This window comes from Streptomyces sp. NPDC090442 (genome assembly GCF_044769405.1).
In the GTDB taxonomy this organism is placed as follows: Bacteria; Actinomycetota; Actinomycetes; order Streptomycetales; family Streptomycetaceae; genus Streptomyces.
In genome coordinates, this window is the sequence record NZ_JBIVXW010000061.1 from 1 (window position 1) to 26926 (window position 26926).

General features: G+C 69.6%; 25 protein-coding genes, 2 pseudogenes and 1 riboswitch. Of the genes and pseudogenes, 13 read left to right on the forward strand and 14 right to left on the reverse strand.

Features of this window, described 5'->3' with window-relative positions; translation table 11 throughout:
• On the forward strand, positions 1-336 hold a 336-nt coding region (locus ACIQU6_RS32785), incomplete at its 5' end, for an SDR family oxidoreductase (protein ID WP_403485365.1).
• A gap of 21 nt (positions 337-357) precedes the next feature.
• Here the strand turns inward: ACIQU6_RS32785 and ACIQU6_RS32790 are convergent.
• The 5 genes and pseudogenes from ACIQU6_RS32790 to ACIQU6_RS32810 all read right to left on the reverse strand — a co-directional run bounded on the left by ACIQU6_RS32790 (position 358) and on the right by ACIQU6_RS32810 (position 5723).
• Positions 358-1567 (reverse strand): annotated as a pseudogene (locus ACIQU6_RS32790) (IS256 family transposase).
• 214 nt (positions 1568-1781) lie between these two features.
• The gene (locus ACIQU6_RS32795) at positions 1782-2576 is read right to left on the reverse strand and encodes a tryptophan synthase subunit alpha (RefSeq protein WP_403485366.1); all 795 of its coding nucleotides are present in this window, start codon (positions 2574-2576) and stop codon (positions 1782-1784) included.
• Positions 2573-3748 (reverse strand): hypothetical protein, encoded by a 1176-nt coding sequence (locus ACIQU6_RS32800; RefSeq protein WP_403485367.1) that lies wholly within the window; start codon positions 3746-3748, stop codon positions 2573-2575. Before ACIQU6_RS32800 ends, ACIQU6_RS32795 begins: the two co-directional genes overlap by 4 nt.
• Positions 3749-3779: 31 nt before the next feature.
• Positions 3780-5051: an acetyl-CoA carboxylase biotin carboxylase subunit family protein gene (locus tag ACIQU6_RS32805; protein ID WP_403485368.1), complete on the reverse strand. Its 1272-nt coding sequence runs from the start codon at positions 5049-5051 to the stop codon at positions 3780-3782.
• A 288-nt stretch (positions 5052-5339) separates the two neighbouring features.
• Entirely contained in the window at positions 5340-5723 is a 384-nt protein-coding gene (locus ACIQU6_RS32810) for a hypothetical protein (RefSeq protein ID WP_403485369.1), read from the reverse strand.
• Between the two features lie 130 nt (positions 5724-5853).
• On the opposite strand from ACIQU6_RS32810, the gene ACIQU6_RS32815 reads away from it, so the two are divergent.
• A complete protein-coding gene (locus ACIQU6_RS32815; protein WP_403485370.1) occupies positions 5854-5979 on the forward strand; it encodes a hypothetical protein in 126 nt (41 codons plus the stop codon).
• A 17-nt stretch (positions 5980-5996) separates the two neighbouring features.
• On the opposite strand, the gene ACIQU6_RS32820 is transcribed toward ACIQU6_RS32815, so the two are convergent.
• The gene (locus tag ACIQU6_RS32820; RefSeq protein WP_403485371.1) at positions 5997-6449 is read right to left on the reverse strand and encodes a hypothetical protein; all 453 of its coding nucleotides are present in this window, start codon (positions 6447-6449) and stop codon (positions 5997-5999) included.
• Between the two features lie 581 nt (positions 6450-7030).
• On the opposite strand from ACIQU6_RS32820, the gene ACIQU6_RS32825 reads away from it, so the two are divergent.
• The 3 genes from ACIQU6_RS32825 (at position 7031) to ACIQU6_RS32835 (ending at position 9805) form a co-directional block, all read left to right on the forward strand.
• Entirely contained in the window at positions 7031-7876 is an 846-nt protein-coding gene (locus tag ACIQU6_RS32825) for a hypothetical protein (protein WP_403485372.1), read from the forward strand.
• A gap of 68 nt (positions 7877-7944) precedes the next feature.
• A complete protein-coding gene (locus ACIQU6_RS32830; protein ID WP_403485373.1) occupies positions 7945-8271 on the forward strand; it encodes a hypothetical protein in 327 nt (108 codons plus the stop codon).
• A gap of 898 nt (positions 8272-9169) precedes the next feature.
• The gene (locus tag ACIQU6_RS32835) at positions 9170-9805 is read left to right on the forward strand and encodes a hypothetical protein (RefSeq protein ID WP_403485374.1); all 636 of its coding nucleotides are present in this window, start codon (positions 9170-9172) and stop codon (positions 9803-9805) included.
• Positions 9806-9900: 95 nt separating this feature from the next.
• On the opposite strand, the gene ACIQU6_RS32840 is transcribed toward ACIQU6_RS32835, so the two are convergent.
• The 4 genes from ACIQU6_RS32840 to mgtE form a co-directional block, all read right to left on the reverse strand.
• Positions 9901-10119 (reverse strand): hypothetical protein, encoded by a 219-nt coding sequence (locus tag ACIQU6_RS32840; protein WP_403485375.1) that lies wholly within the window; start codon positions 10117-10119, stop codon positions 9901-9903.
• A gap of 43 nt (positions 10120-10162) precedes the next feature.
• Complete coding sequence (locus ACIQU6_RS32845; protein ID WP_403485376.1) at positions 10163-10822, reverse strand: ISAs1 family transposase; 660 nt, start codon at positions 10820-10822, stop codon at positions 10163-10165.
• Positions 10823-10984: a transposase family protein gene (locus ACIQU6_RS32850; protein ID WP_403485377.1), complete on the reverse strand. Its 162-nt coding sequence runs from the start codon at positions 10982-10984 to the stop codon at positions 10823-10825. It abuts the gene before it with no gap.
• Between the two features lie 611 nt (positions 10985-11595).
• Positions 11596-12972, reverse strand: coding sequence for a magnesium transporter (gene mgtE, locus ACIQU6_RS32855; protein ID WP_403485378.1), 1377 nt, complete (start codon positions 12970-12972; stop codon positions 11596-11598).
• Between the two features lie 334 nt (positions 12973-13306).
• A riboswitch (M-box (ykoK) riboswitch) is annotated at positions 13307-13475 on the reverse strand.
• 449 nt (positions 13476-13924) lie between these two features.
• Here mgtE and ACIQU6_RS32860 point away from each other — a divergent pair.
• Positions 13925-14098, forward strand: coding sequence for a carbohydrate-binding protein (locus tag ACIQU6_RS32860; RefSeq protein ID WP_403485379.1), 174 nt, complete (start codon positions 13925-13927; stop codon positions 14096-14098).
• A 66-nt stretch (positions 14099-14164) separates the two neighbouring features.
• On the opposite strand, the pseudogene ACIQU6_RS32865 reads toward ACIQU6_RS32860, so the two are convergent.
• Positions 14165-14365, reverse strand: a pseudogene (locus ACIQU6_RS32865) (transposase); the annotation flags it as partial.
• 613 nt (positions 14366-14978) lie between these two features.
• Here ACIQU6_RS32865 and ACIQU6_RS32870 point away from each other — a divergent pair.
• The 5 genes from ACIQU6_RS32870 to ACIQU6_RS32890 all read left to right on the forward strand — a co-directional run bounded on the left by ACIQU6_RS32870 (position 14979) and on the right by ACIQU6_RS32890 (position 19029).
• Positions 14979-15209 (forward strand): DUF2277 family protein, encoded by a 231-nt coding sequence (locus ACIQU6_RS32870; RefSeq protein WP_403485380.1) that lies wholly within the window; start codon positions 14979-14981, stop codon positions 15207-15209.
• 233 nt (positions 15210-15442) lie between these two features.
• Complete coding sequence (locus ACIQU6_RS32875; RefSeq protein ID WP_403485381.1) at positions 15443-16147, forward strand: FadR/GntR family transcriptional regulator; 705 nt, start codon at positions 15443-15445, stop codon at positions 16145-16147.
• A 205-nt stretch (positions 16148-16352) separates the two neighbouring features.
• The gene (locus tag ACIQU6_RS32880) at positions 16353-17234 is read left to right on the forward strand and encodes an alpha/beta hydrolase family esterase (RefSeq protein WP_403485382.1); all 882 of its coding nucleotides are present in this window, start codon (positions 16353-16355) and stop codon (positions 17232-17234) included.
• Between the two features lie 140 nt (positions 17235-17374).
• Positions 17375-17986, forward strand: coding sequence for a TetR/AcrR family transcriptional regulator (locus ACIQU6_RS32885; RefSeq protein WP_403485383.1), 612 nt, complete (start codon positions 17375-17377; stop codon positions 17984-17986).
• A complete protein-coding gene (locus ACIQU6_RS32890; protein ID WP_403485384.1) occupies positions 17983-19029 on the forward strand; it encodes a DMT family transporter in 1047 nt (348 codons plus the stop codon). The genes ACIQU6_RS32885 and ACIQU6_RS32890 overlap by 4 nt, the downstream gene beginning before the upstream one ends.
• Positions 19030-19203: 174 nt before the next feature.
• Here ACIQU6_RS32890 and ACIQU6_RS32895 read toward each other — a convergent pair whose 3' ends face one another.
• The 3 genes from ACIQU6_RS32895 to ACIQU6_RS32905 all read right to left on the reverse strand — a co-directional run bounded on the left by ACIQU6_RS32895 (position 19204) and on the right by ACIQU6_RS32905 (position 24507).
• Positions 19204-20154 carry an endonuclease/exonuclease/phosphatase family protein gene (locus ACIQU6_RS32895; RefSeq protein ID WP_403485385.1) on the reverse strand — a complete coding sequence of 317 codons (951 nt, stop codon included), beginning with the start codon at positions 20152-20154 and terminating at the stop codon, positions 19204-19206.
• A 407-nt stretch (positions 20155-20561) separates the two neighbouring features.
• Positions 20562-21179, reverse strand: coding sequence for a flavin reductase family protein (locus ACIQU6_RS32900; RefSeq protein ID WP_403485386.1), 618 nt, complete (start codon positions 21177-21179; stop codon positions 20562-20564).
• The gene (locus ACIQU6_RS32905; RefSeq protein ID WP_403485387.1) at positions 21169-24507 is read right to left on the reverse strand and encodes a BTAD domain-containing putative transcriptional regulator; all 3339 of its coding nucleotides are present in this window, start codon (positions 24505-24507) and stop codon (positions 21169-21171) included. Before ACIQU6_RS32905 ends, ACIQU6_RS32900 begins: the two co-directional genes overlap by 11 nt.
• A gap of 127 nt (positions 24508-24634) precedes the next feature.
• On the opposite strand from ACIQU6_RS32905, the gene ACIQU6_RS32910 reads away from it, so the two are divergent.
• A complete protein-coding gene (locus tag ACIQU6_RS32910) occupies positions 24635-26158 on the forward strand; it encodes an FAD-dependent oxidoreductase (RefSeq protein ID WP_403485388.1) in 1524 nt (507 codons plus the stop codon).
• A 66-nt stretch (positions 26159-26224) separates the two neighbouring features.
• Positions 26225-26893, forward strand: a complete 669-nt coding sequence (locus ACIQU6_RS32915; protein ID WP_403485389.1) for an SGNH/GDSL hydrolase family protein — start codon at positions 26225-26227, stop codon at positions 26891-26893.
• The last annotated feature ends 33 nt before the right edge of the window (positions 26894-26926 follow it).

Below are 26926 nucleotides of genomic sequence, written 5' to 3' on the forward strand. Positions count from 1 at the left end.
TACGCCTCCGCCAAGGGGGCGGTGAACACGTTCAGCAAGGGCCTGGCCGAGGAGTACGGACCCCAGGGGGTGCGGGTCAACACGCTTTCTCCCGGTGCCGTTCTCACCGAGCAGTGGGCCGGACCTGACGGCTTCGGCACCAAGCTCGCCGCCACCCGCGGGATCCCCCTGGAGCAGTTGCTGCGTGAGGTCCCCGTCGAAATGGGGGCGACCACCGGCGAGTTCGTCGACCCCGGCCACGTCGGCGCGCTCGTGGCCTACCTGGCCTCACCCCTGGCGGCCGCCATCCACGGCGCCGACTACGCCATCAACGCCGGCGCCATCAAAACCGTGTGACCCACACAGCCGCCAGGCGGTTCACGCTGCGAGCCTCCCGGGCCGCTCCACGAGATGGCCGTGTTCGAAGTGGGCTCCTGCCCTGACGAGAGCAACGAGGTGAAGCGCGTTCACGGCCCGCCAGCGGGCCTGGGCGGATTCGACGAGCTTGAAGACCATCGCGAGTGCCGCCGCGCGGCTGCCTGCTCCCTTGGTGACCTTCGTCCGCAGGCGGACAGTCGCGAAGGTCGACTCGATGGGGTTGGTGGTCCGCAGATGGATCCAGTGCTCCGCCGGGAAGTCGTAGAAGGCCAGCAGTTCGTCTTGGTCGTCGGTGATCTTCTTGACGGCTTTGGGGAACTTCGCGCCGTAAAGCCTTTCGAACGCCTTGACCGCTTTCACAGCGTGGTCGCGGTCCTCGGCGTTGTAGATGTCCTGGATAGCCTTCTTTGCTGCGGGCTGGGCCGACTTCGAAAGTGGGTCGAGCACGTTGGCGGTTTTGTGAACCCAGCACCTCTGGGCGCGGGTTTCCGGAAAGACCTCCGCCAGCGCCTTCCAGAAGCCCAGGGCGCCACCACCGACGGCGAGTACGGGGGCACCGCATGCCCCGTCGGGCCAGGTCACGCAACAGGTCCGCCCACGACTCGCCGGACTCCCGGAAGCCGTCCGCCATCGCGACCAGTTCTTTGGAGCCGTCCGCCCACACGCCCATCAGGACCAGAACACAAGCCCGGGCCTCCTCAAGGCGGATCTTCAAGTGGATGCCGTCGGCCCACACGTAGACGTAGTCCGCCCCGGACAGGTCACGCCCGGCGAATGCGGCATGGTCGGCCTGCCACTGCTGAGTGAGGCGGGTGACCGTGGCCGGTGACAGGCCGGCGGCCGAGCCAAGGAACTGCTCCAGGGCGGGGATGAAGTCGCCGAAGGACAGGCCGTGCAGGTAGAGCAGGGGCAGGACCTCGCTGATCTTCGGGGACCTACGGCACCACGGCGGCAGGATCGCCGACGAGAACCTTCTGCGCGCACCGGTCTGCGGGTCGGTGCGCTTGTCGTTCACCCGCGGGGCCTTCACCTCCACCACACCCGCCGAGGTCGTGACCCTTCGCGGCTGGTGGTATCCGTTGCGCACCACCAGCCGGTGGCCGAGCTCGTCACGCTGACCAGCCAACTCGGCAATGTAGGCGTTGACTTCGGCTTCCAACGCGGCGGCGAGCATCCGCCTGGCGCCCTCGCGGACGACCTCGTCGATCAGGGAGCCGGTCGTGGTGGTGCCGTTGGCATTGACTACGCTGAGCGCGGGCGTACCTTCCCGACCCGCGCTGCAACGCGGGCCTACTCGATGACCATCACGGGATCACCTTGGGAAGGTACGCCTTCCGCACGCCTCCCCGAGGCTGATCCACAGGTCATGAGCATTGCTCGACGTACCGTGGCGGTGCGGCGACCCCGGAACGAGATCGCGGTGCTCATTGCGCCGCCTCGCGGATGGCGTGGGCGTAGTCAGCCACGAGTTGCGCGGCGCCGTTGAGACCGACGCGGGCCGCGGCGCGCATCAGGGGTGAGCCGATGATGACGGCGTCGACCTCGGCGCGACGAACGGCGGTGGCGGCCAGGGTCGGGGTGGACAATCCAACGCCGGTCGCGATGGGAAGGTCGGGGGCGGCCTTGCGGGCCTGTTCAACTTCAGTGGCCAGGCGCCCGAGTTGGATAGGTCCACGGTGCCCGGTGCTTGCGGCGGCAGGCACGTAAACGAATCCGCTGGCTGTCTGGGCGGTGCGTACGCGGGCGCTGGGTGAGCCGCCGTGGTTGGTCAGGAGCGGGGTGTGGAGTCCTGCATCGAGGCCGACCGCGGTCCATATGCTGACCAATTCCGGGGGCACGGAGACCAGGAGGGCGCCGCGGGCTCCCGCGGCGGCCAGGTCGCGGGCCAGTTGCCGCGGTCCCCATGTCCTGGCGGTGGCCCAGTACGCCATCGCCACGATCGGTACGTCGGTGGCGGCGCTGAGGCGCTCGACGGTGGAGAGCGCACCTTCGGTGCCCCCTCTGGCCTGGCGGTGGGCGGTGGCGATGTCGTGGCCGTCGAGCCGAGGATAGGCGTCAGATCCGATGGGGATCCCGACTTCGAGGACGTCGGCGCCGGCGGCGGCGTAGGCGAGGAGGGTTTCGACACCAGCGGCTGGGCTGGGGTATCCCGACATGCCATAGACACCCAGCGCCGGCCGGCGAGTTGGGATGAGGGGCGTGGGCAGGGCCGTGGTCACAGCTCGCCCCCGACCTGGTTGTAGAGGCCGCGGGCCTCCAGGCTGCGCACTGTCTGGTAGTCAGTCTCAACCGCAGCCGGGCCGCCAGTGAGGGTAAGGGTGCCTGGCGAGGTGAGGTGGTCGATGGTGCGCGGAACGAGGGCGCCAGGCCGCAGCTCGCCGGAGGATTCGCTGAGGGTGGGCAGGGAGTGAAGTGAGCGCAGCAACCGGCGGTTGAGAGTGCCATCAGCGGGGGCGATCAGTTCAACGCGGCGGGTGTGGAGTCGGCTGGCCGGCTGGGCAGGTGGTGGTGCGACGTCCAGGCGGGCGCTGAGGAGCACGGGCCCGTGCTCGGGGTGGGCGATGCGGATCCGCATCGCCCCGTGTTGGACGCCGAGCGCGGTCAGGGCCTGCTGTGCGAGGTGGGTCAGTGAGCGGTGCAGTAGTCCGTGGGTCGGCACCAGGTCGGCGAAATCACGCAGGCCGTTGGGGGTGTGGGTGAGAGCCCAGATTTCGGTGACGGTGTGCTGGCCCTCGTGGGTGGTGGTGCGGACCGTGTACTGGCGACCGGGGATCCGTTCCTGGAGGACGACGTGACGTGATCCGCTCTGGCGGTGCGCGATGGTACGCATGCGGGTCCAGGCTGCGGCGATGTCGGCGTGTGCAGCACATACGCGGGCTGGGCCGGAGACGGAGGTGTCCCCCGGCGCGACCACGAGTTCAGGGAGGGCAACGAATTTCGCCCAGCGCACTGCGGCCGGAAGGCCACTGCTGCGCTGGGTGCGCGCCGTGCTCAGGCCGGCCCGTGCCCAGGCGCTGGCTTGGGCCCCGCGGTCGCGCCTGAGCACGCTGTTGGACGGCTCATTGCCCGGGAGGCCGAGTTGCTCGGCCAGGCGCGCGGCCAGGTCAAGGCCGAGACTGCTGCCAGGCATCACCGCGCTCACGCCGCGGGCGCGCAGGTGCCGGACGGTGCTGCGCAGGCTCTGGTGCAGCACCGTATCGGTGTCGGCGACGGTGGGCGCGGAGGCGTTGAGCGGGAGTGTGTGCAGGGGTGGGGTGACCGTGACGTAGCTCTGGCCCTGGCGCCGGAATTCCTCCTGCAGCTCCGCGGCCTCAGGGCCGGGGACGATGAGGGCGACCGTGCCGGTGGTGACCGGGGCGGCGTCGGGGACGTGGGCGGTTGCGGGGGTCATCGGGCGGCTCCTGGCGGGAGGTTGGCGTAGGTCAGCGGGCGTCGGCGGCGGTGATGGTGGGCTGGGTGGGGGTGATGGAGACCGTGACCGTGGCCGCAATCAGATGGAGCCGGGTGGCGCACACCCAGGAGTTGCGGCCGGTGACCACCCACCACGCGAGGCGGTCCGTGTGCCTGGGGTGCGGCGGGGCCTGGACGTGGTCGCCGACATGCGCGTCGCCGTGGGCACGGCGCGCGAGCCACGGCCAGTCGGCCCCGCGCCGGGTGAGGCGGCTGAGGGTTCCGTCCTGCGCGGCGTAGAGGATCTGTGCGGCAGCGGCCCTGTCCCGAGAAGGTTCAGGGCTGGGGTTGCCGCCGGTGGCGAGCGTGGCGGCCGCGGCCGGCAGGCTCACGCCGAGGGCGTGGTGGACGAGCAGCGGGCCGAGGTCGTCCGCCAGGTGCCCCTGCACTTCGGTGACGCGGGGGCCACCCGGTGCCCGGCACATGGTGACGCGTGCGACGCCCGACCCGAACTCCAGCGCCTCCACAGCGCGTTGGACCACAGTCAGGATCGCCGGGTCGGACAGCAGGGAGTCCTCGGCGGCCACCACCATGTCCAGGGAGGTGACCTGCGCGGTGGGGTGTTTGGCGCTCAGGGAGGTGCGGGTGATGGCCACGGCACGCACGTCGGTCGGCGAGCGCACGACGCACTGCGCGCTGATCTGCGGCGCGGCGAGGCACTCCTCGATGAGCACGCCGGGTCCGTGGCCGTAGGACTCCACGGCCGCGGCGCGATAGGCACTACGCACCTCATCGGGTGTGGTGGCCCTCAAGGCGCCGACGAGGGCCGCGGTCGCGCCGCGCGGCGTGACGATCACGGGGTGACCGAGCAGGCCGGCGAAGTCCACGGCACTCGGCTCGGTCTCTGCGACGTAGGAGGCGAGCGTCGGAACGCCCGCGTGCTCCAGTAGTTGCCGGGTGACGGCAGTGTCGCGGAGGGCAGCCGCGGCGCTGGTCCCCATCCCGGGGAGACCGAACTGCTCGGCGAGTTGGGCCGTCATGGGGACGTGCTCGGCGAGATACGTCATCACCCCGGCCACGCCGCGGTCCGCCGACAGGTGCCTCACGGCGGCCAGCACGCTCTCCTCGTCGTCCATGCTCAAGGCCCACAGCCCTGCGACGTACTCCCAGGTCCACGCCGGCGGCTCGGCATCGAGCAGCACGACCGGGTGCACGGTCGCGATCTGCTGGAGCAGGTGGGCGTGATCGTCGTGGTTTCCCGCGCCGATGACGATCAGGACCGGTCGGCGATCGGTGGTGGCCATGTCAGGTGCGGTTGCGTGCGATGCGTCCTGCGGCTTGGGCGACATGTCTTCTCTCTGAATCGAGGTAAATGGCCAGGTGGCATGGGCGAGGTCACCGGCCGTTTTGCAGGGGAGACCAGGGGTGTCGCCGTCTTGCGCCCACCGACGGCGACACCCCTGTCAGACCGAGACCGCCTCTGCGGGGGAGGCAAGGGGCCTCGGCGCCTGTGCGGCACGTAACGGCGCGCTCATGGGCATCACCCGAGAGGGCGCCACTGAACGGGCATCACGTGCACGGGAGTTGCTGTGTTAGTCCGCGTAGAGGCGGGTGTACTGCCGGGAGACCCAGCCCCATCGGCCCGCGTTGGGGCCGGCGGTGACCTTGCCGTACAACCACCGGTCACCGGAGGACGTGCAGGTGATCCGCATCGCGGAGCTGGTGGCGTTGAGGTTCCCGAGCGAGGAGTAGCCGGTGCCGGGCCCGGTGCGGAGGTTGAGGCCGTTGACCGTGGGCATCCCGATCGCCGTGGGGTAGCGGTGGTTGTCGAGGTTGTCGTTGGGCACGGTGAAGTGGACGCAGGCACCGCTGCCGACGGCGGAGGCCGGGCCGGCCACGGCCACGGCGCCCCCGGTGAGCAGGCCCGTCGCCAGCGTTGCGGTAGCAGCGTTGCGAAGAAGACGTCGCGCATTCATTGAGGTGTCCTCACGAAGGGAAGGTGGTGGGTGTGACGGCGGTGCGTGCCGCATGGAGAGAGGTGCTGTGCACGTGCGTCAGGCGTTGAAGGAGCCCCGTGGCACGTGGAGTTGACGAGGTCGGCGTCAGGTGACCGTGGCCGTCCTGCGCAGGTTCCAGGACCGTGCCGGCAAGCCGTCGTCGGTGATGTCGACGTTGACGGTGGCGTCCGCGTACCAGTTGGCGGACTTCGTGGCGAACGAGACCGAGCCGTAGTCGGTCGAAGTGAACGGCTACGCTCCGTCGTTACGACTGTTGATCTCCGTGTGCAGGTCCTGGACGTCGCACACGTAGTTGCAGGTACCGATCGACTTCGACCCGTGGTGCGCCTTCACATAGAAGGAGAAGTCGCTGAACCTCTTGCCGCCAATCCACCAGGCGTCGCCGGTCCACTCCACCCGGCCGAGCCAGGCACGGTAGTGGCGGTAGCCACCCCACGAGCCGGTGTACCGGGCGCAGATGCTGGCGCTGACGGTGACGTCGGGCTTGCCGGGGAGGTTGAAGGACTTGGTGGTGACGCGACAGGTGGTGGGGCTGGCGGCCTGGGCCGGCGCCGCGGTGGCGAAGCCGGCCAGGGCCACGGAGGCGCCGAGGGCGGATGCCGCCGCGGCGCGGTGCAGTACCCGGCGTCGGCCGGCCGGCGGCTGGGAAGTGGGTGATGGTGAGCTGTGTCGTCGAGGTGACACGTCTGGGCTCCCTTCGAGCGAGGCTCGGGAGCAGGCCAGATCTCGCGCCTGAGGAGTCATGACAACTCCGTAGCGGAAGGTCTATCCTGTCCCCGGCGTGGTCGCACACGCTTTGAGCGCCTCGGGTCGGTTTTCTGGTTTCCGTCCTGGTAGTGCGTCTGTGTTTGCGGTGGCCGCCCTGTCGCAAGGGCGGCCAACCGCCGTCGCGGTATCGAGCTACGACTCGCCGTGGGCCACTTTCTGGTTGGCCACGTGCCCCCTTCAGCGCGCAGTGCCGTTTCGAGCAAACGCACGGAGCATTCAGCGATGAGTCGCACGGGCGGTTTTCCCGACCGCGGAGTGAAGCATTGCTGATCGGCTTCACTCATTAAAGGGGGATGAAATTGCAGGTAGTTCGAGCGCTCCCAATAGACGCCTCACCCGGCGTTATCCCGGGCGGAAGGCGGGCTCGGGGAGCAAACGATTCCGAGGCGTTGGGAAATCTCCTGCGCAAGGGGCGAGAAGCAATCAGCCCCGCCAGTCTGGGATTTGAGCGCGGTGACCCGCGCGGGCTGAAGGTCCCGGGCCTGTCTCAGGCCCACATGGACCTACTCCTGGGCGATGACCCCGTCACGCGCCGCAGCCCGGGCACCTACGGGCGCTTGGAACGCGGGCTGCTGGACAACCCTTCGGCTGACTACCTGCGGGGCGTAGCGCGCATCCTGCGGTTCAGCCCACAGGAATGGGGCAGTCTGTTCAGCTTCGCTCGCGGCGAGGAACCTCCATTCCCGTTGTACGCCGAAGCCGCAATTGCCGTATCCGGCCTTGGCATCCTCAGCGACGAGACATCCATCGCAATCGAGTACCTCGCAGATTTCGCCGGGAACATCCTCGACTACAACGCGAATTTCGTCGGCCTGTTCACCGACCAACGCGTCCCGGTGAACATCCACTACTACATGCTGTTCGACGAGCACGCGCGCAATGACCTGCTTCCCGACTGGGAGCAGACCTGGGGGCCGACAACGGTGACGGCCTTACGCTCCGCCCTCGCCCGCCACCCGCACAACCCGCCGCTCAGAAAATTGAGCAAGCTGGCGCGGGAAGATGCCCGGACCCGGACCCTGCTGGCGACCATCCGCACGGGCGCCGCGGGTGACGGTACGGATGAACGAGAGCTGTGCCACCCGGAGTTGGGCAAGGGCTGGGTCCAAGTGAGTGAGCCACTGCGGACCTCCGGCGCCGAGGTGTCTCGGCACACCTGGACGTTCCGCACACAGGAGCAGCCACCGAAGCCGACTCTCCTGCCCTTGGGAGTTAGGGACTTGGACCCGTCCGGGTTCTTCACGATCGCGGAGCGAAGGGCGTCGCGCTGTGCGCCTGTGATCAGCCTGCCGCTGAACGGCACTGCCAAGCCCGGCCCGCCCGAGCCCACCGGCCAGCGGTGACAACAATCCGCCACGGTCGCGGACCGGTGGCCCTGGCCCAACGCCCCATCGCAGGGAGGACAGGCACCATGGATCACGAAACGTTGACCTTCGTCCACGAACTGTGCGAGCGCTGCGGATTCCTGAGCATGCCGGCTCGCGAGTATACGGACTCGGAATTGGCCAGGCCCCGCCTGTGCCCTGCCGGATGCGGGCAACGACTCGGTGTGGTCGGCATACTCTCCCGGCAGGCGACGCCAGAGGACCGGACCTACATCGCCTTCTACAACGTCCTGGCCGCCACCGATTGGGGTCCGACCGCCGACGACTTAGACCTGCTGCTATGCGCGTCCGACTGGGAGTGGCTACCCACGGACCCCACCAATCCTCATTGTGATGACCCCAATGACACCTGACCAGGATCGGCCACGCCGACAAACACCAGCACGAGGCGAGCGCGATCACCTCGAAGACAGCTTCAGCGACGCCGCGCACGAGATGGTCATGCTCGATCTCAGGCCAGACTTCCACGGTTTCCGAGGCGAGATCGATGGCAAGGTCGTGTGCGTAGTAACACCTCGGGTGCTGCACGACGCGACAGAGCGGCACATCATGACTGAGCTGGTCAAGCGCCAAGGAGGAAACTGCTCAGCGTGCCGCAACTGCCGCATAGGCAGGCAGAGTTAGTGGTTCTCACGGGTGCACGGCAGAACGAGGCAGGCACGCCCCTGGCCACCAAGGAGTTTTCGGGAGAGAGCAGGGCCGTGTCCGACAGGTCGTGTAACCGGGATGCGCAATTCCACCACCGGTCGGTCAGCTTCCTGGGACTATGTCGGCTGAACGCTGATACCAACCCAGGAGGTTCGTGTCGTCTGACGGAGATTCCCACGAGAGACGGGGTGGAGCTGGCGGTCTCCGATCAGTCGCATCTGGCGGCACTGCGGGACTGGTTGAGCGGTCAGCCCGGGGTCGATGTGGCGGTGGTCTCCGGGACACCGGGGCCGGGCGAACTCGGTGAAGTGCAGACGAAGTGGGAATCGAACTGCTCGGATAGTGGTCGTAGTCCTTCCCTGCGGCCCACAGCGTCGGGGTCAGCGAGGGCAGGATGCCCCCGCTGCCGGGTGATTCGGCCGTGAGTTGCGGTGGGATGTTGGCGACGGAGAACTTGATAGCCGCACCCGGCACCCCTCGATCGGTGAAGCGAGCGGTGCCGACGTCATCCATAGTCCACACCAGCGTGTAGGAACCGGGCGCCATCGGGGCGATCGCGGCGTCGAGCGTCACGCTCTCACCCGGCCTGACGTCGCGGGGCCCTTGTTCTACGTCGGCTACGCCCTGCTGATCGGCATCTCCGCCACGGTCACGCTCGCAGCCAACGACCAGGTCCAGGGCCTGATCACCCAGGGCGTCCAGGCACTGGCGGGAGTCCTGCTCCCTTCGGCAACCGTCTTCCTCGTCCTGCTGTGCAACGACCGGTCGGTGCTGGGCCCATGGGTGAACACCACCAAGCAGAACATCGTCGCGGGCGTGATCGTCTGGACGCTGGTGCTTCTCTCACTGGCACTGACCGCGGCCACCTTCTTCCCGAACCTGACCACAACGCAGTTGGAGGCCGGTTTCGCGCTCGGCGCGGCCGTCGGCGGTCTCGGCGGGACCCTCGTTGCCCTGCGGTCGCGGCATGCGGCTAAAGTCGCCGCCGCGGAAGTAGCCGCCTGGCTGCACGCCATGGACGAGGACGATCCAGCCGTACCCGAACCCCTGAGCAAGGCAGAACGCAAGGCGTTGCTGGAGGCCGACCGCATGGCGTGGCGCACCCCCGCACTGTCCGCCCTGGAGAAACCGAAGTTCTCCCCCCTGCGCCGGGCCGGACTGCTCACGCTGCGCGGCTACCTGGTCATTGCAGTCGGTTTGGTCGTCGTCAAAATTGTTCAGCTGGCCGCAGGGCACTGACGGTCAGCCTGTCGCCGCCACTTCGTGGGGCGGTCCGGCACGAATCCCTGTTGTCCCGTCCCACGCCATCTTGTCGCTGTCCCAGGTGCCGCTGGTTACGGGGCGATGCCGAGGAGGTTGAGGGGGCGGGTGAACGGTTCGTAGGACATCTTGCGGAGGCCGGCTGCGATGTTGGTGTGGCCGTTCTTGCGGAGCTTGTTGATCGCGAGGTTGCGCAGGGTGGCCATGTTCTCCGGGCCGTAGCCGGTGCTGACTTGGGAGCGGTCCTCGTCGAAGGTGACATCTCGGATGAAGCGCAGCCGGTTCTCGATCACCCACTGTGATCCACGAGCGGGCGATCTTCTCTGGTGACGCCTGTCAGCTGGTGAGATCAGTGATCACGTAGACGGTTTCGCGAGTCCGCTTCCCGGTCTTCAGGCTGGTGCGATGCCGGGTGATCCTCGCGACCTGCGCTGCGTGCGGGAAGTCCAGGTCATCGACGGTGAGCACCTGAATTACCCGGGTTTCCTTGCGGCCGTGGCCCTGGCTGCGGTCGTAGAACTTCGCGGTCGCCCGCTCCCAGGGCAGGGTGCAAAGCCGCTCGTGCAACGCTGGCCGGTTCTTCTTCACCGTGAACGCGTAGTGCGCCTTCTTCACCTCGACGAGAAAGACAGCATGGTCACGCTGTGTGTGCAAGGCGTCGGCGGCCGCCACGGTCCCGACCAGGTCGAAGGGATCCAACAGGGCCGCGAAGCAGGTGATTTCATTCGTCTTGCCCGGCACCCGCAGTTGGGCGACGGTCTGCCCGTCGCTGGTCATCGCGGTGAGCAGATGCGCGGCCGGGCTCTGACCATGGCGGGAACCGCGGGCGCTCTTGCCGTCCGCGGCCACCGACTCCGCCCCGACCGGAACCTCGCCGCTCAGGTCCGCCAGGCCTCCCGAGCAGACGGTGCAGACGATCCGCCGGATCGTCGATCTACTCGGCGCGATCCGTACGTTCAGCGACATCAGCAGGCGTGCACCGAGCCGGGCCAACATCTACTGCGGGGCACTGCGGGCCCACTGCCCGATCGCCGCGTACGACCGCGCGCCCGCCACCACGGCGGACGCAGCGATCAGCAGCACCGCCGCGAACGGGTGACGTACGCCCCGGCGATGGCGCGGGGCCGGGAGCCTGACCAGCCGCTCCGCCAACGGCACCTCCGAACACCCCGCCAGCGATGGACTTCACGAGACAGACGCGCCGACGTCGCGAGCCAGGCGGTGTACGCAGCCGTGCTCGCGGAACCGGCGCAGGGCCGGCACCGCCTGCGGGAACGGCCCCGGTGCCCGAGATCGCTTCGGCGAACCGGTCCGGCGGCCGACGGCCGGGAGGCGCTCCCTCACGTGGCACGGACGTCGAGCGTGGCGCCACAGGCGGCCAACGCGAGCCCTGGTTCAGCGCACGATCTTGTGAGAGAGACCAGCCCTCTCAGAGACTTCGTCCTTTGTGGGCCCGGTAGGAGAACCGGGGAGCGCCCACGGCATCCAGCACGGCCGGCCCGACCTCGACGGTCGGCTCTTGGGACGAGCCGCTTCCCGAATCCACCGCGACGACCCCATGCTGACCTCACCGCCCACAGTTGCGAAGTCCGCGGCGCCATCGGAGCCGAACTCGACGACCGTCCACGCAAAACGCTTGGCCGGGAAACCCCTGCCAAGCGTCAAGCTAAGCTACCGGAACTGGCCGGCTGATCAGATATATGGCAACGACCCATGAATTCTCCTCTCTTGACCGATGGGCCTTGCGTGTCCGCGTCTCACGGCTCCGCTCAGGCGAGGAGATGGCCGAGGAACATGTAGGCGAAGCCGAAGTAGACGAACACACCGATCAGGTCCATGACCGAGGTGATCAGCGGTGCGCTGAGCGTCGCGGGGTCCGTGCCGATGCGACGTGCGACGAAAGGAAGAAGGCTGCCGATCAGGGCGCCCAGCACAGTGCACGTGAACATGCTCAGGCCGACGGTGGTGAGAACTCCGATGCTGAGGCCGCCCTTGGCGAAGTAGGCGAGGACGACCTCCAATACGGCGATGACCACTCCGAGCCCCAGGGCAACACCAATTTCTCTTCGCACGACGAGCCAGATGTCCCGCCACCGCACACGAAGTTGACCCAGCGCCATGGAACGGAGAACGAGAGTGGCGGTCTGGCTTCCGGTGTTGCCGCCCATATCAACGATGGGGGCGATGAAGGCGGCCAGGATGATGACCTCTTCGAGCATTTCCTCCTGAGCCGCGACGAAGGTGCTGGTGACCAGGCCGAACACGGTGAGGATGGCAAGCCAGAACACACGGACGCCGAAGATCCGGCGCAGTGGCGACGCGCACAGATCGAGGTCGGGCCCGCCCGGGGCGGAGGTGCCGCCGTAACGGGCGAGTTGGGCGGCGTCCTGCTCGTGGTCGATGTCCATGGCATCGTCCACGGTGACAATGCCGATCATGCGGTGGTCCCGGTTGATCACGGGAACAGCCAGCAGATCGTAGCGACGGACGGACTCGACGACCTTCTCGTCAGGGTCGTCGGCGCGCACGGTGACGGGGCCGCGGTGTATCAGCTCGTCGACCGAGGCGTTGTCGGCGGCCAGGACCAGGTCACGCAGGGAGACGGAGCCACGCAGACGGCCCGCGTCGTCGAGGACGTAGACCGCGTAGATCGTCTCCTTGTCCGGCGCGGTGGTACGGATCGTGCGCAGGGCCTCGGCCACGGTCATGCCCGCGGCGACGGTGGCGTACTGCGAGGTGGCGGCCGCGCCTGCGGTGCCCTCCGGGTAGCACGCGAGGCGCAGTATGTCATCGCGCTCGGCCTGGGCCAGGGACCGCAGCAACCGGCGCTGGCGTTCCGGGCTGAGTCGGTTATACAGGTCGGCCCGCTCGTCGGAGGGCAGCGCGGAAACCAGTGACACCACCGCGGTCTCGGGCATCGCGGCCAGGACGGCGTCCTGCTGCGCGTCCGGAAGCTCGACGAACAGACGAGCCTGGTCCTTGGCCGGAGCCGGCGTCAGGACGGCGGCCAGCCGCTGCGGTGAGCTGTCGCAGAGGACGTCGGCGATGTCGGCCGGCGGCGCACTGCGCATCAGCCTTGTGAACGCGTCGCCGTCCGGCCGGTCCAACAGGGCACGGGCGTAGAAGAATATGTCCTTACGATTCATGGGAAAACCTCTTCGGAGTTATCCGCAGGGCGCGCCGAGCGAAAATTGGGCATGCTCGGTGAACACCCGTAGGTGAGCGTCCTATTTGTGGCAGCGCAAGCGCCGGGAAGTATTCAGTCGGACCCCGGACAGCCCGGAAGGACCGCGGAGAACGGGTGTGACCGAGCAGTGATCAGCAGCCAGCGGAAGGTGACGACGTACTGACGCATGACGAATCACCGCTCCGAGAACCGGCGGAGTCTTTTCGCATCGTCGTCACCTCCTGCTGCTCAAGGCGCACGGGGGCGCCGTGGGAACACGCACAGAGGCAAGGAGAAGGCGCTCACAAAGAGCCCCGGCACCTCTCTCGACAGAGCTTTAGCACTGCACGGCGTGCCCGCCTCGCGGGAGCCACTTGGGCTCAACCCTTAGTCCGGGAAGAGCTGTCCTGAACCGGGGCGTCTTTCGACGTTTAGGGTCAGTGGCCTATGTCCGTGCAGACGCCTCACCTAACGAGGTGCATGCGTCAGAGACCCTACAAACCCTGCCGGGAAAAGGTCAACCCTGAGTCAAGATCTGCTGGGAATTCTCAAAATGATGATCTTCGAGGTGACGGGATTGCTCAGGGGTTGTTGATCCGAGGGCTCCGGGCCGGCTCCATCGAAGCCATGGGGTGCCGGTTCTCGACATCGGTAAGGAGCTTTCGGTGGCGATCGAACCGCTCTCCCGAAAGTGATGGCCGCCACGGCATCGCGGACGGAAACGGCATCCGAACCGGCCGGTGTTCCGGGGCATCCTGTCGTAGCGGTGAAGCCGACGCTGCGCACCATGTGGCGCACCCGAGGACGGATCACAAGGTACGGGTTGTACGGGGACGCGACCTTCTCTTGTCCAGAGGAGTAGCTTGTCGACGTAACGCCATGCAAGGATCTTCGGCGGTCGGCGGGATGTCGGGCTCGTGAGGGGCGATCTCATGGCGGAAGTCGCGAAGTCGGCGCCTTTATGGGGCGTTGGCCGCTCGTACTCCAAGGGGGACGTAGTGGTCTACCAAGGGAAGCAATACGTCTGCGTTGACGCGCACAGGTCAGTCGCTCATTGGATACCCGGGACCGTTCCCACGCTCTGGGCTGAGGGCGCTCGCCAATAGCCCATCGCCCCCCGGTGCAGTGGTCGACGTTGCGTGCAGCGGAGTACGTCCGGCTCAACTCCGGCACTAGGAGTTGTCTTCAAATGTCACGCCCACATCAGGAGTTGAGGCGAGGGTGACGGCTGCTTGGAAGGACTCGGCGGTTTTGTCGTAGCGGGTGGCGATGCCGCGCCATTGCTTCAAGCGGTTGAAGCAGCGTTCGACGATGTTGCGCTGTTTGTAGAGTTGCTTGTCGAAGGTGGGTGGGCGTCCGCCGTGGCTGCCCCGCCGAAGAAGCGCCCGGCCCGGTCCGCATACACGGACAAGACCACGGGACCGCCGCACCGCACCACCCCTGCCGCCGGATGCCACGCGCACTCGGCGGTGCGGCAGCCGCACCAGGCCGCACTGCGCGGCCCACCGTCCTTGCGCAGGTGGGCCAGGTGCATGTTGACGTGCGCGACCGCGGCCCTGCGCCCCTCAACAGCACTGGCACAGCGCACGTCCGCGCAGGCCGAGCGAGAACACGTGAGGCGCACCACGCCGGCGGAGGGACGGCCATCGGGATCCAACCGCACCATCCACACACGCGCCGCGACGCGCTCCTGCCGCGTGCCGGCCCCCACCGTCATGTCCGCTCCCAGCGTTACGTGATCCGTCGTCCCAGGCAGCTCTCATCATCGGGGATACCCACCCAATCGCCGACGACCGCCATGCAGCGACGGGCCAGTTGGGCTCAAGCGTTCCAGTCGGCTCGACCAGACGGGAAACTGGGAAACGATTGGGAAAACGATCACGCAAACCTCTGCGACGTACTACATGAAGACGCAGTGAACTACCCGAACATGCATGCTGCGACGCAGGTCAGATGATGGTCACCGCTCCAACCTGCTATACGGCGTTGATCCGCAGTATCCGGACCCTCCGCCCGCCCGTTACGCCGGAAGCCAGCGACGAGGACATCCGCGCCGCGGCCTTGCAGTACGTCCGCAAGGTCTCCGGATTCCGCGCACCGGCGGCCCACAACCGTGAGGTGTTCGACCACGCCGTCGACGCCGTCGCGGCAGCCACCCAGGAGCTCCTCAACGGCCTCCAGGTCCGCGGCACCTCCTCGTCGACCCGTCGGCCCTAGGGTCGGCCCGGCACGTCATGCGGGCCGGCGCGTCGCCTTCGCCGCGTGCCCCGCTCGCCTCAACAGCGCGCCGCAGGCCGGGGCATGGCGCGAGGACGCGTCAGGAGCCGCGGCCGGCCCACCCCACCGGGTAGCCGTCCCCTGGCCTCGACTCCTCTTGCCCGAAGTCCGTCCCCGCCGCTGCCGCAATTGATATGGTCAATTGGTCAATTGCGTTGGCGGGAGGGCGAGTTATGCCATCCGGCACGGCGGACAGCAAGGCCCAGACGCAGTCGCCGCCAGGCGGCCTCTCCGAGCGTCTGGCCGCCGGCTTGCTCGACCTGATCGCGGAGCGGGGGCTCGTGCCTGGTGACAGCCTGCCGACCGTGCGGGCCCTGGCCGACCAGTTCGGCGTGACCCCACCGACCCTCCGAGAAGCCCTCCGCAGGCTCCAGGCGACCGACGCCGTCCAACTCCGGCACGGCTCCGGCACCTTCGTCGGCCCCGGCGTGCGCCGGACACTGATGCTCAATCCGAACTCCATGCCCCTCCACGACGAGCAGATCCTCCACCTGGTCGAGGCACGGCTCTCGATCGAACCAGGCATCGCCGCGCTCGCCGCCCAGCACCGCACCGACGACCAGTTGGCGCGACTGGAGATCGCCGTGGAGATCGCCACACGGTCACGCGTGCCCCGGACCGGCCCGCGCAACTTCCATCGCGAACTGGCCGGTTGCTCCGGCAATCCCATGCTGTTCGAAGTCGTCGACTCGCTGCTCGCGGCACGAAACCGAGAACAGCGGTCCCTGCGGCGGCTCATCCAGGACCGGCCCCGCGACCGCGACCAACACCGGGCGATCTTCGAGGCGGTGCGGGACCGGAATCCCACCACCGCCGAAGAACTCACCAGACAGCACCTGCGCGAACTGCGCGACAACACCGCGGCGCTCCCGCGTTGAGCGCGACGCGACAAGAGCCATCCCATCGAGCGCGATCCGAGAGAGACGAGCACTCATGCGACATCGCTTGCGACAGGGCACGCGTCGGCACCCGCACCGTCGATCGGCGAACTGTCTGGCCGTCGGGCTCGCCGCCGCGCTGGCGACAGGTCCACTGACGGCGTGTTCAACCGCTCACACCACAGTCGCTGCGACCACCACAACCATGGCCACGACCGCGGGCCGCTCCGCCTCGGCCGGGCCGACCAACGGCGGGTCGGCATGTACGAGCGCCCCGAACTCCTCCACCACGCGCACCATGAACGTCGGCGGGCAGACCCGTACGTTCATCGAGCACGTGCCGGCCAACTCCTCGCCCCGGACGAAGAAGCCCGCGATCATCGCCTTCCACGGGCGCGGCGAGACCGACAGCCGCTTCGCGGCGTATTCGCAGCTCGACGACGCCGACGCCATCGTGCTCTACGCCCAGGGCCTCAACGGCAAGGGGGGAAAGCCGTCTTGGGAGGCCAGTCCCTACATCGGTGCCTGGGCGCACGACTACGAGTTCGCCACTGCCTTGGTGCGTTGGCTGGCGAAGTCACCGTGCGTCGACACCACCCGTATCGGCATGACGGGCAAGTCGGACGGTGCCGGGTTCGCCGCGTCGGCGGCATGCCGCATCAGTGGAGTCGCGGCGGTCGCGACCATCTCCGCGGCGTTCTACCAGGACTACAACCACTGCACCGCCGGCGGGCGCCCCCTCCCGTCCCTCAACATGCACGGCACCGCGGACCCGGTCATCCCCTACGACGGAAAACCGGCCCGCAGACTGTTCTCCACCGATGACTGGATCCAACTGTGGCGCGAGCGCGACCACTGCACGGGACCGGCCACCGATCGGAAGCTCGCGCCCGATGTCGTCCAGACCACGTGGTCGAGCTGCGCCAGCGGGAACACCGTCGTCAACTACCGCATCATCGACGGCGGACACACCTGGCCGGGCGCCACCAAGCCCAGCGGTCCCGGCGGCACGACCCACTCGATCAACGCCGCGCGGACCATGATGGCCTTCTTCACCGCTCACCCCCTCCCGCGTACCCGTCCATGACCAGGCAGGCGTGCCCGCGACGAGGCGGCGGCCCGGCATCCTTGCCGGTCACCGGCCGCGCCGGCGGGAGCCGTCGCACTGGCAGCACCTCGGCGCTATATTAGGTAGACCTGTCTACCTAATATAGAAGGTGAGGCTCGATGAGCGAAGCGGGCACCGCGGCCACACAACCGTCCGGCAGGCGGCGCGGAGCCGCGCGCGAGCGGCTGCTCGCCGCCGCGGCACGCCGCTTCTACGCCGACGGTGTGGCCGCCACAGGCATCGACACCATCACCGCCGAGGCCGGCGTGGCGAAGATGAGCCTCTACAACAACTTCTCCTCCAAGGCCGACCTGGTGCGGGCCTACCTCGACGAGCGGCACGAGGAATGGTTGGGCCTCTACCGTCGGCGCCTGGAAGAGGCCAAGGACCCCCGCGGTGGTGTCCTGGCCGTCTTCGACGCGTACGCCGACCACGCCGCCTTCGCCTACGAGCACGGCTTCCGCGGGTGCGGCCTGCTCAACGCGGCGGCCGAACTGCCGGCCGGCGACGAGGGACGAACCCTCGTCCGCCGGCACAAGGAGGATGTCGAGTCCCTGCTCGCCAGTCACGTCGAAGAGCTGCTGCCTGGCCGGCGGGCGGAGGCCCGCAAGGTGGCGGAGCACCTGGCGTTCCTGTTGGAAGGCGCGATGGCCCGGGCCGGACTGGAAGGCGCGGGCACCCGCCTGGAACATGCCCGGACCATGGCGGCCGACCTGCTGGACCGACTGTGAGACGGCCCGCCGGAGACTCCACCGGCTCGGTGGGCACGGGATCGGTGTGCGTACTCCTGGCGTCCGTGTTGTGGGGCACCACAGGCACCGCCGCAACCTTGGCCCCGGGCGTGGGACCGCTCGCGATCGGGGCCGTCGCCATGGGGCTGGGCGGCCTGCTCCAAGCCCTCGTGGCCGCCCCGCGCATCGCCCGGGAAGCGCCCGGGCTCCGGGCCCAACGCGGTGTGGTGCTGCTCGGCGCACTGGCGGTCGGCGCCTACCCCCTCGCGTTCTACACCTCCATGCACCTGGCCGGGGTCGCCGCCGGGACCGTGGTGTCGATCGGCTCGGCCCCGCTCGCCTCCGCCGTGATCGAACGCGTCGTGGACGGGCGCCGCCTGACGCGCCGTTGGATGACGGGCGCCGCCCTGGGGCTGACCGGGACGGTGCTGCTGTGCGCGGCCGAAGCCGCCGACCCGCACTCCGTACCCGGCGCCCACTCCACAGCGGCGACCGCACTCGGCATCGGACTCGGCCTGATCGCCGGCTCCACCTACGCCCTCTACTCCTGGGCCGCCCACCGCCTGATCAGCCGCGGCGTCACCTCCGGCGCGTCCATGGGTGCCGTCTTCGGACTGGGCGGAGTCCTGCTCCTGCCCGTACTCCTGGCCACCGGCGCCCCGCTCCTCGGCTCCTGGGCGAACACCGCCGTCGGCGCGTACCTGGCCCTGGTGCCGATGTTCATCGGCTACGTCCTGTTCGGCTGGGGCCTGGCACACATCCCGGCCAGCACCGCAACCACCCTCTCCCTGCTCGAACCCGCCGTCGCGGCCGTCCTCGCCGTCCTGGTCGTCGGCGAACACCTGCCCCCGTTGGGCTGGGCCGGCATCGCCCTGGTCGTCGGCTGCCTCGCCGTACTCACCACACCGACGCCGGCGCCGAGACCGAGACTGAGCCCGAGACCGATGCCGGCCCGCGCCAGTTCGGCAGCCAGGCAAGGGGCGGCGCCGGACTCCGGTGCCGCCTCCGATGCCGGAGCGCAACTCGACCGCACTCCGAGCTGACCGTTCACGCCCCATGTTCGGTGAGACACGCGCCTGTTGCAGCGCTTCCGGCCCTCGTACCGGATTGCCAGCCGGCCAACCCACCAGGCAGTTCTGCAGCCGGGGCACACTCGCTGCCGCCGCGGTCACGGGATGTCGAGCAAGAACTCCCGCGCCTGGCCGCACCGGTGCGCCTCACCACTCGACCACCGCCTGGACCGGCAGGTGATCGCTGGGGAACTGCCCTCTCATGGCATACGTGTTGATCGCCGCGCGCCGCGTGCGCACTGCCGGCGAGGTGAGGATCCAGTCGACCCGATCTCCGCCCGGCACCAGCGGGTGGTATCCGTGGAAGGTTCCGTACTGGGCGCTCCGTTCGCCTGCCGCGTCCCAGCTGTCGACGAGTCGCCCGCCCCCGAGCATGGCCTCGTACACGGGATTCTTGTGCGCCGCGACATTGAAGTCTCCGGTCACGATCCGCGGCAGCGCGGGATTCAGCTTGCCCATGCGGTCATTGATCAGCGCTGCCGAGCGCTCCCGCGAATACTGCACGGCGTGATCGAGGTGGGTGTTCAGTGCGTAGAACTCTCCGGAGCCCCACGCGCTCCCTCCGCCTTCCCCTCCCCCACTCCGCACGGATTCGGCACTCGCCCCGCCCCGGACTTCGCGTCTCCCCAGATCCCGGAACCGCACCCAAGTCGCCATCCGGATCACGGTGTTGCCCCAGGTCTTCGACCCGATCAGGTACGGCGTGTCGGAAAGCCAGAAATGGTCGTACTCGACGGGGGCGAGGCGTCGGACGTCGTAGAAGATCGCCGCGAATTCGTCCCGACTTCCGCCGGCCCGCCCGGTTCCGATCCAGGCGTAGTGCGGCCCGAGGTCGGTCGCGATGTCCTGCAACTGCCCGTAGAGCCCTTCCTGCGTGCCGAGCAGGTGCGGCGCCTCCTGACGGAGCAGTTGTCGCATCGCGGGCCTGCGCTCGCCCCAGGAATTCGGGCGAGTGTCCGATGCGTACCGCAGGTTGAACGTCATCACCCGGAGCGGGCGCCGGCCGTCGTCGGGCTCGGCGGTGGCGTATTCGTCCGCGGCGGCCGCGGGGGCCGTCGCCGCGGCGGCCACCGCTCCGACGACCGCGGTGGTGGCCACCCCGCGCAGTACGCGGCGTCGACTCAATGCCTTTCCGAAAGGCTGCCCGAATTCCCGTTCGCCGTCTTCCCCGGAGCCTGTCGAGCGCTCCGCGGAATCGGAATCCGCGCGGGCGAGGGAGACCGCGTCGCCCCGAAGTGCATCATTCGTCGGTGACGGGAGAAGACCGGGAGACGTTCCCCGGCCGCATACCGTCATTCCAGCACCGAAACCGTCCACACGTCACTCCCGACACCGACTGCGAGCTCTCGACATTCGACACCCGTCAACTGTCGATCAACCGCCGTCGTTTTTCTCCGCGTTGGGAAACCGTCACGGACCAGGCTCCCGTAACTTGTCGAGCTCCGGAAGCCCCCTCAAATGAACTGGCGCCAAACCCTCACTCGCTCGCCCGCGCTCAGCACCGGCTAACGGTCGGCCGCAGGGCCCCGCCAGTCCTCATGCCGAATGCGGGCGAGGTCGCGCACGCCGCTGACCGTCCCCCATTCGTTCTTGCCCAGTCGCGACAGCGGGCGCAGCCTGCTGATTTCCGGGTGTCCGTCGACCAGGACGTCGTCCGAGACGACGGCGTGCAGGACGCGCCCGAACACCACGGTTCCGTCGCCGATCCGGAGAGTGCTGTGCAGTTCGCATTCCAGTGCCACCGGCGAGGCCGCGACCCGCGGCGGCTTCACCCGCAGGCTCGGCTCGGCAGCGATCGCCGCCGCCTCGAACTCGCTCACGCCATGCGGGAAGTCGGTAGCCGTGTCATTGATCTGCGTGAACAGTTCCTCCGGCGTGAAGTTGACCACGAACTCGCCGGTGGCCTCGATGTTGCGCAGGGTGTCCTTGCGTCCGACGGAGCTGAACTGCACCACGGGCGGCGCCACGCTGGCGATGCTGAAGAAGGAGTGCGGTGCCAGATTGGCCGTCCCGTCCTCGGAGACGGTGGACACCCAGGCGATCGGCCGCGGCACGACCGTGGCGGTCAGCAGCTTGTAGAAGTCGTTGCGGGGCATGTGTGCAGGATCGAAGTCAACGCGCATGGTGATCAGTATCCACCCGCGGAGCGGCCTCCTCCGCGAAGGATCCGAGTACGTCAACCGCCCGACGGGTCCGGGGGCATGGCCGTCGCAGTCGCGCCGGATCGGTGCGGGTCAGGGCCGCTGGTGGGTCCAGTTGCCAGCCGGTCTCGTATGCCTCGGTGAAGCGGGTGTCGCCGAGTGTGAGCCGGCTGCGGGCGCTCAGCGTGCGGACCTGCGGGTCGGTGCGGTCATGGGCGCCCCGCAGGCGGGCCGCCGCGCCGAGCAGGGCGGCAACGTCCCGGTACCACCCGTAGAACGCGGCGAGTTCCGCCACGGTGACCACCACGGTCGCGGCGAACGGCAGGTCCCCGCTGTCGACCGCCGCCGCGTACGCCCGGTCCAGCGCCTCCTCGGCGCCCGGCCCGTCGCCGAGTGCGAGACAGAGCGCACCGCGGGCCGTGGCGACCAGCGCCTGCCCGTGGGGGCGGACGGTCAGGAGTTGCTCGGAGAGCCCGGTTTCGGCGGATTCGACCAGCTCGCGTGCCCGGCCGAGGTCACCGATCCGCACCCGCAGACCGGCTTCCCGAGCGTCGAGCACGATCGCCAGCTCGGGTGACGCCGAGCGCAGCACGCGTTCGCGGGCCGCGGCGAACATCGTGCTCGCCCGTGCGGTCTGGTCGAGCCGCTCGTAGACATCGATGCGGCGCCAGTCGATGAAGATCTCGTCGTCGAGTCCGAGTGACCCGAACTCGCGGGCCAACCGCTTGGCCTCGGTCAAGTCGGCCAGCGCGCCGTCGAGATCGCCGTCGTACTGCCGCAGCAGGGCGCGCAGCGGCAGTGCCTTGGCCAGGGCCCAGCGGTCGCCGGCTTGGTGGAAGGAGTCCAGGGCGGCGAGCACGTCGCTCCGTACCTGGTCGAGCTGGCCCTCGTTCTCGGCGTGGTAGGCCCGGAACATGCGGGCCAGCCCGGCCAGCCAGACGTCCGGCCCGTCGACCAGCCGCCGGAAGGTCGTTGGGGACGCGTGGTCGTTGTCCAGGGAGGCCAGCCTGATCGTGAGCAGTGCGCCGTCGAAGCCCGGCAACTCCGGTTGGTTCCGCAGGCGGTCGGTGAGCACCCGCAGTTCCTCGCGCCGCTCCCTGGCCGCGTCGATGACCAGTGCGCCCGGGGTGGCGAGGAAGTTGAGCAGCAGCAACCCCTCGGCGATGTCGCGCCGCACGCCTGGCCGCGCGGCCGGCAGGGCGATCGCCCTGCCGAGCCAGTAGGCCGCGTCGACGTTCCGGCCGAGCATGTGCCAGCACCAGATCAGGTTCACCGCGAGGCCGAGCGCGCCGTCGGCGTCGCCGGTGTCGTTGAGGTGGCGCAGCGCGGCGAGCACGTTGTCGTACTCGGCGCGCAGTGCGCGGAGGGCGTCGAGCTGTTCCGGGCCGCGGAGCAACGGGTCGTACTGGCCGACCAGTTCAGTGAGGTGACGGGCGGCCAGGTCCCGCGCGACGGTCAGGGTGTCCTGCTCGGCCAGGCGCTCCAGGCCGTACTCGCGGATGGTCTCCAACATCCGGTACCGGCCGGTGTCCGGCGCGAGGTGCAGCAACGACCGGTCGACCAGGGCCGCGAGCAGCTCCCGGATCTCGTCGGCCGGCACCGCGGTGCCGGCGCAGACCGCCGTGGCCAAGGCCGGTGTGATGCCACCGGGCAGCACCGCGATCCGCTCCGCGAGCGTACGCGCGTCCGCGTCGAGCAGGTCCCAGCTCCACGCGATGACCGCGCGCAGGGTGCGGTGCCGTGGGACGGCGGTCCGGCTGCCAGTGGTCAGCAGGCGGAACCGGTCGGCCAGTCCGGCGGCCAGGTCGGGCAGCGAGAGGGTGCGCAGGCGGGCCGCGGCCAACTCCAGGGCGAGCGGCAGGCCGTCGAGGCCCCGCACGATGCGCAGCACCTCGCCGAGGTGGTGTTCGTCGACGTCGAACCCGGGCCGTACGGCCGCCGCCCGCTCGCGGAACAGCAGCACCGACGCCGTCCGGCGGGCGCCTTCGACGTCCGCGTGCGGTTCGGGCAGGGGCAGCGGGCCGAGCGGGACGAGCGCCTCGCCGTCGATCGCCAGTGGCTCCCGGCTGGTGGCCAGCACCCGCAGTCCGGCGCAGCGGGCCAGCAGCGCCGAGACCAGGTGCGCCACGGCGTCGACGAGGTGCTCGCAGTTGTCCACCAGGAGCAGGCTCTCCCGGCCGCTCAACTGGTCGGTCAGTACGTCCAGTTCGCCGACCGGATCACCGTGCAGCTCGGCCGACGCCTCGAACAGCGCCGAGCCGCGCAGTCCGATCGCGGCCAGCAGCGCCGTGCCGACCTTGGTGGGCTCGGTGACCGCGGCGAGGTCGATCATCCAGGCACCGTCGCGGTACTCCGGCCGGTGGCGGCGGGCGGCCTCGACGGCGAGCCGCGTCTTGCCGGCGCCGCCGGGGCCGACCACGGTGACCAGGCGACCGGCCGTGAACAGCGCCTCGATCCGAGCGAGGTCGTCGTCGCGACCGATGAAACGGGTCAGCGGCGCGGGCAGGTTGCTCCGTCTGGCCTGGGCGGCTTCGGGGGCGGGCGGGTCGGCGCGCAGCAGGCGCAGGTGGCGTGCGCGCAGGCCGGCACCCGGGTCGGTGCCGAGGTCGTCAGCCAGGCTCGCGCGGACCTGCTCGTACCGGGCGAGGGCCTCGGCCTGGCGCCCCTGGGCGGCGAGCGCGTCCATGAGCAGCGCGGCGGCGCGTTCGTGGACGGGGTGGTCGGCGAGCAGGGCGGCCAGGCGGGTGGCGGCCACGTCGGCGTGCCCCAGGGAGAGTTCGGCGTCGGCCAGGTCGGCGACGGCCTCGACCGAGGCGTGGGCCAGCCGGGTCGCGACAGCGGGCGCCAACCCGGCGACGACCGCGGGCTCGGTGCCGGGATGCTCGCCCCACAGCGCCACGGCCTCTCCGAGCAGGGCCGCCGCCTGGGGGTCGCCGGCACGCAGGCGGTCCCGGCCGTCGCGGGCGAGCCGCTCGAACCGCAGCGCGTCCACGTCGGCGGCGTGCACGGCCAGTTGGTAGCCGCCCGCGCGCTGCTCGACCTGGCTGGCGGAGCCGAGGGTTCGGCGCAGGCGTGAGACGAGGGCCTGGAGGGCGTGGGCGGGGTCGGTCGGCGGGTCCTCGGCCCAGATCGCGTCGACCAGGGCGTTCCGCTCGACCGGACGTCCGCCGGCGAGCGCCAGTCGCCCGAGCAGGGCCTGCAGGCGGGCGCCTGGGACGGGCAGGACGGCGTCACCGCGAGACGCCTCAAAGGCGCCGAGCAGCGTGATGCGAAGCCGCGCGCCCCCGTCCACTCCCCCATCTTCGCGCACGCACCGGCATGTCCTCACATCAGGGCGGCGCCGGTGCGCGGCCGTGTCAGCGCCGTGTGAGCCCGCTGTGAGTGCTCCCCAACAGCCTGGATGCGTCGCAGGTTTCCGTCTTCGGAAGGGTTTTCTCATGTCTGACGTGGTGATCGTGGGCGCCGGCCCGGTCGGCCTCTTCCTCGCCTGCGAGCTGGGGCTCGCCGGCTGCTCCGTCGTGGTGCTGGAACGGGATCCGGAGCCCGGGTCCCCGTGGCGGACGGAACCACTGGGTACGCGGGGGATGTTCGCCACGTCGCTCCAGGGGTTCCACCGCCGCGGAATGCTGGATCCGCTGGTGAAAGCCTCGGGTGTGCATGACGAACTCGCCGCGGATTTCGGTGCGGACGGGTCGTCCCCCATCCGCGGCGGCGTGGGGCATTTCGCCGGCATGGTGCTCGACCCGGCCAGGGTCGACCTCGCCGCGCTGCCGTTCCGACTGCCCAGCCCGGCCCCGGACTTCGCGTTGACCAGCCTCGATGCGGTCGAAGCCGTGCTGTCCGAGCGGGCGGCCGAGCTCGGCGTGGAGATCAGGCGTGGCGTCACCGTCTCCGACGTCGCGCAGGACGGCGAGGGCGTGGTCGTGCGGGCCGGCGAGCGCGCGTACCCGGCGCGCTGGGTCGTCGGCTGCGACGGTGGGCGCAGCGTGGTGCGTCGGCTCGCCGGCTTCGCATTCGTCGGCACCGAGCCGAGGTTCACCGGCTACACCATGGTCGCCACCCTCGCCGATCCCGAGAAGCTCCGCCCGGGGATCACCCTGACGCCGACCGGCATGTACCTCCGGATGGACACGACGGGGCACGTCGGCATGGTGGACTTCGACGGCGGCGCGTTCGACCGTACCCACCAGCCGACCCGCGACCACCTCCAGACGGTGCTGCGCCGGGTGTCCGGAACCGATGTGACGCTGGACGAGGTGCACCTCGCGTCGAGCTTCACCGATCGGGCGATGCAGACGACGAGCTACCGGCGGGGGCGGGTCCTGCTGGCGGGCGACGCCGCGCACATCCACTCCCCCCTGGGCGGCCAGGGGCTCAACACCGGGCTCGGCGATGCCGCGAACCTGGGGTGGAAGCTGGCGGCGACCGTGCGCGGGCACGCGCCGGACGGCCTTCTCGACACCTACACCCGTGAACGACACCCGGTCGGCGCGCGCGTGCTCGACTGGTCCCGCGCCCAGGTGTCTGCCATGGCGCCGGGCCCGCACGGCCGGGCCCTCCAGGGGGTGATCCGCGACCTGCTCGGGACCCGGGACGGGACGACGTATGTGTACGGGAGGCTCTCGGGCTGGGCGACCCGTCACGACCTCGGCAGCGACCACCCGCTGGTCGGTCGCAACACCCCGGACTTCCGTCTTGCGGACGGCACTTGCCTCGCCGACCTGATGCACGACGGACGGGGCGTCGTGCTCGACTTCAGCGCGGAACTCCACCTGCGGGACGCGGCGACGGGCTGGCAGCGTCGGTTGCGTTACGTGGCCGGGGCGGCCGAGGACGACCTGGGGCTGGGCGCCGTGCTGGTCCGGCCGGACGGCATCGTGGCCTGGGCGGACGGTCGCGACATCGACCGGCAGGCGTTCGAGCGGGCCGCCGGCGAGTGGTTCGGCCCTGCGGAATCCTGATGCGCCGCGCCGTTCCCGGCGATTCTCCCTCCCGTCCTTTCCCAACCCCCAGGCCAAGGAGCACAGATGACGATCACCCTGCGTCCGGGAGCCACCGTGATGTTCACCGGGGATTCGATCACCGACAGCCAGCGGCTGGAGAGCGAGGACGGCCTCGGGTTCGGCTACCCGCTGCGCGTCGCGGGCGAGTTCGGACTCCGGCACCCGGACCGGCCCGTGACCTGGCTCAACACCGGGATCGGGGGCCACAAGGTGAGCGATCTGGAAGCCCGGTGGCAGGCGGACGTGCTCGACGCGGGCCCGGACGTGGTGTCGATCCTCGTCGGCGTCAACGACATGGGGTGGCACACGATCGACCCGGACGGCCGGCTGATTCCCCCGGAGGACTTCGCGGCGGGTTACGAACGTCTGCTCGCGCCGCTGGCCGAGGCGGGCACGGAGCTGGTTCTCATCGAGCCGTTCCTGCTGCTGATCCGTGGCACCGTCGTGGCCGGTGCCGGTCACGCGCGCATCGACGCGGCGGTCCGCAAGGAGTGGCGGGCCGATCTGGACCCGAAGATCCAGGTCGTGCGCGAGCTCGCCCGCGCATACGGCGCGCAGTTGCTCGCCGCGGACAGCATGTTCGCCCAACTCGCCGCGGCGAGCGGGCCGGAGCACTGGGCCGCGGACGGCGTGCATCCGACGCCGGCCGGCCACGCCGCACTCGCGGATGCCTGGCTACGCCTGGTCACGTGACGGTGCCTGGCGGTCGCCCGCCCCCTCGGTGAG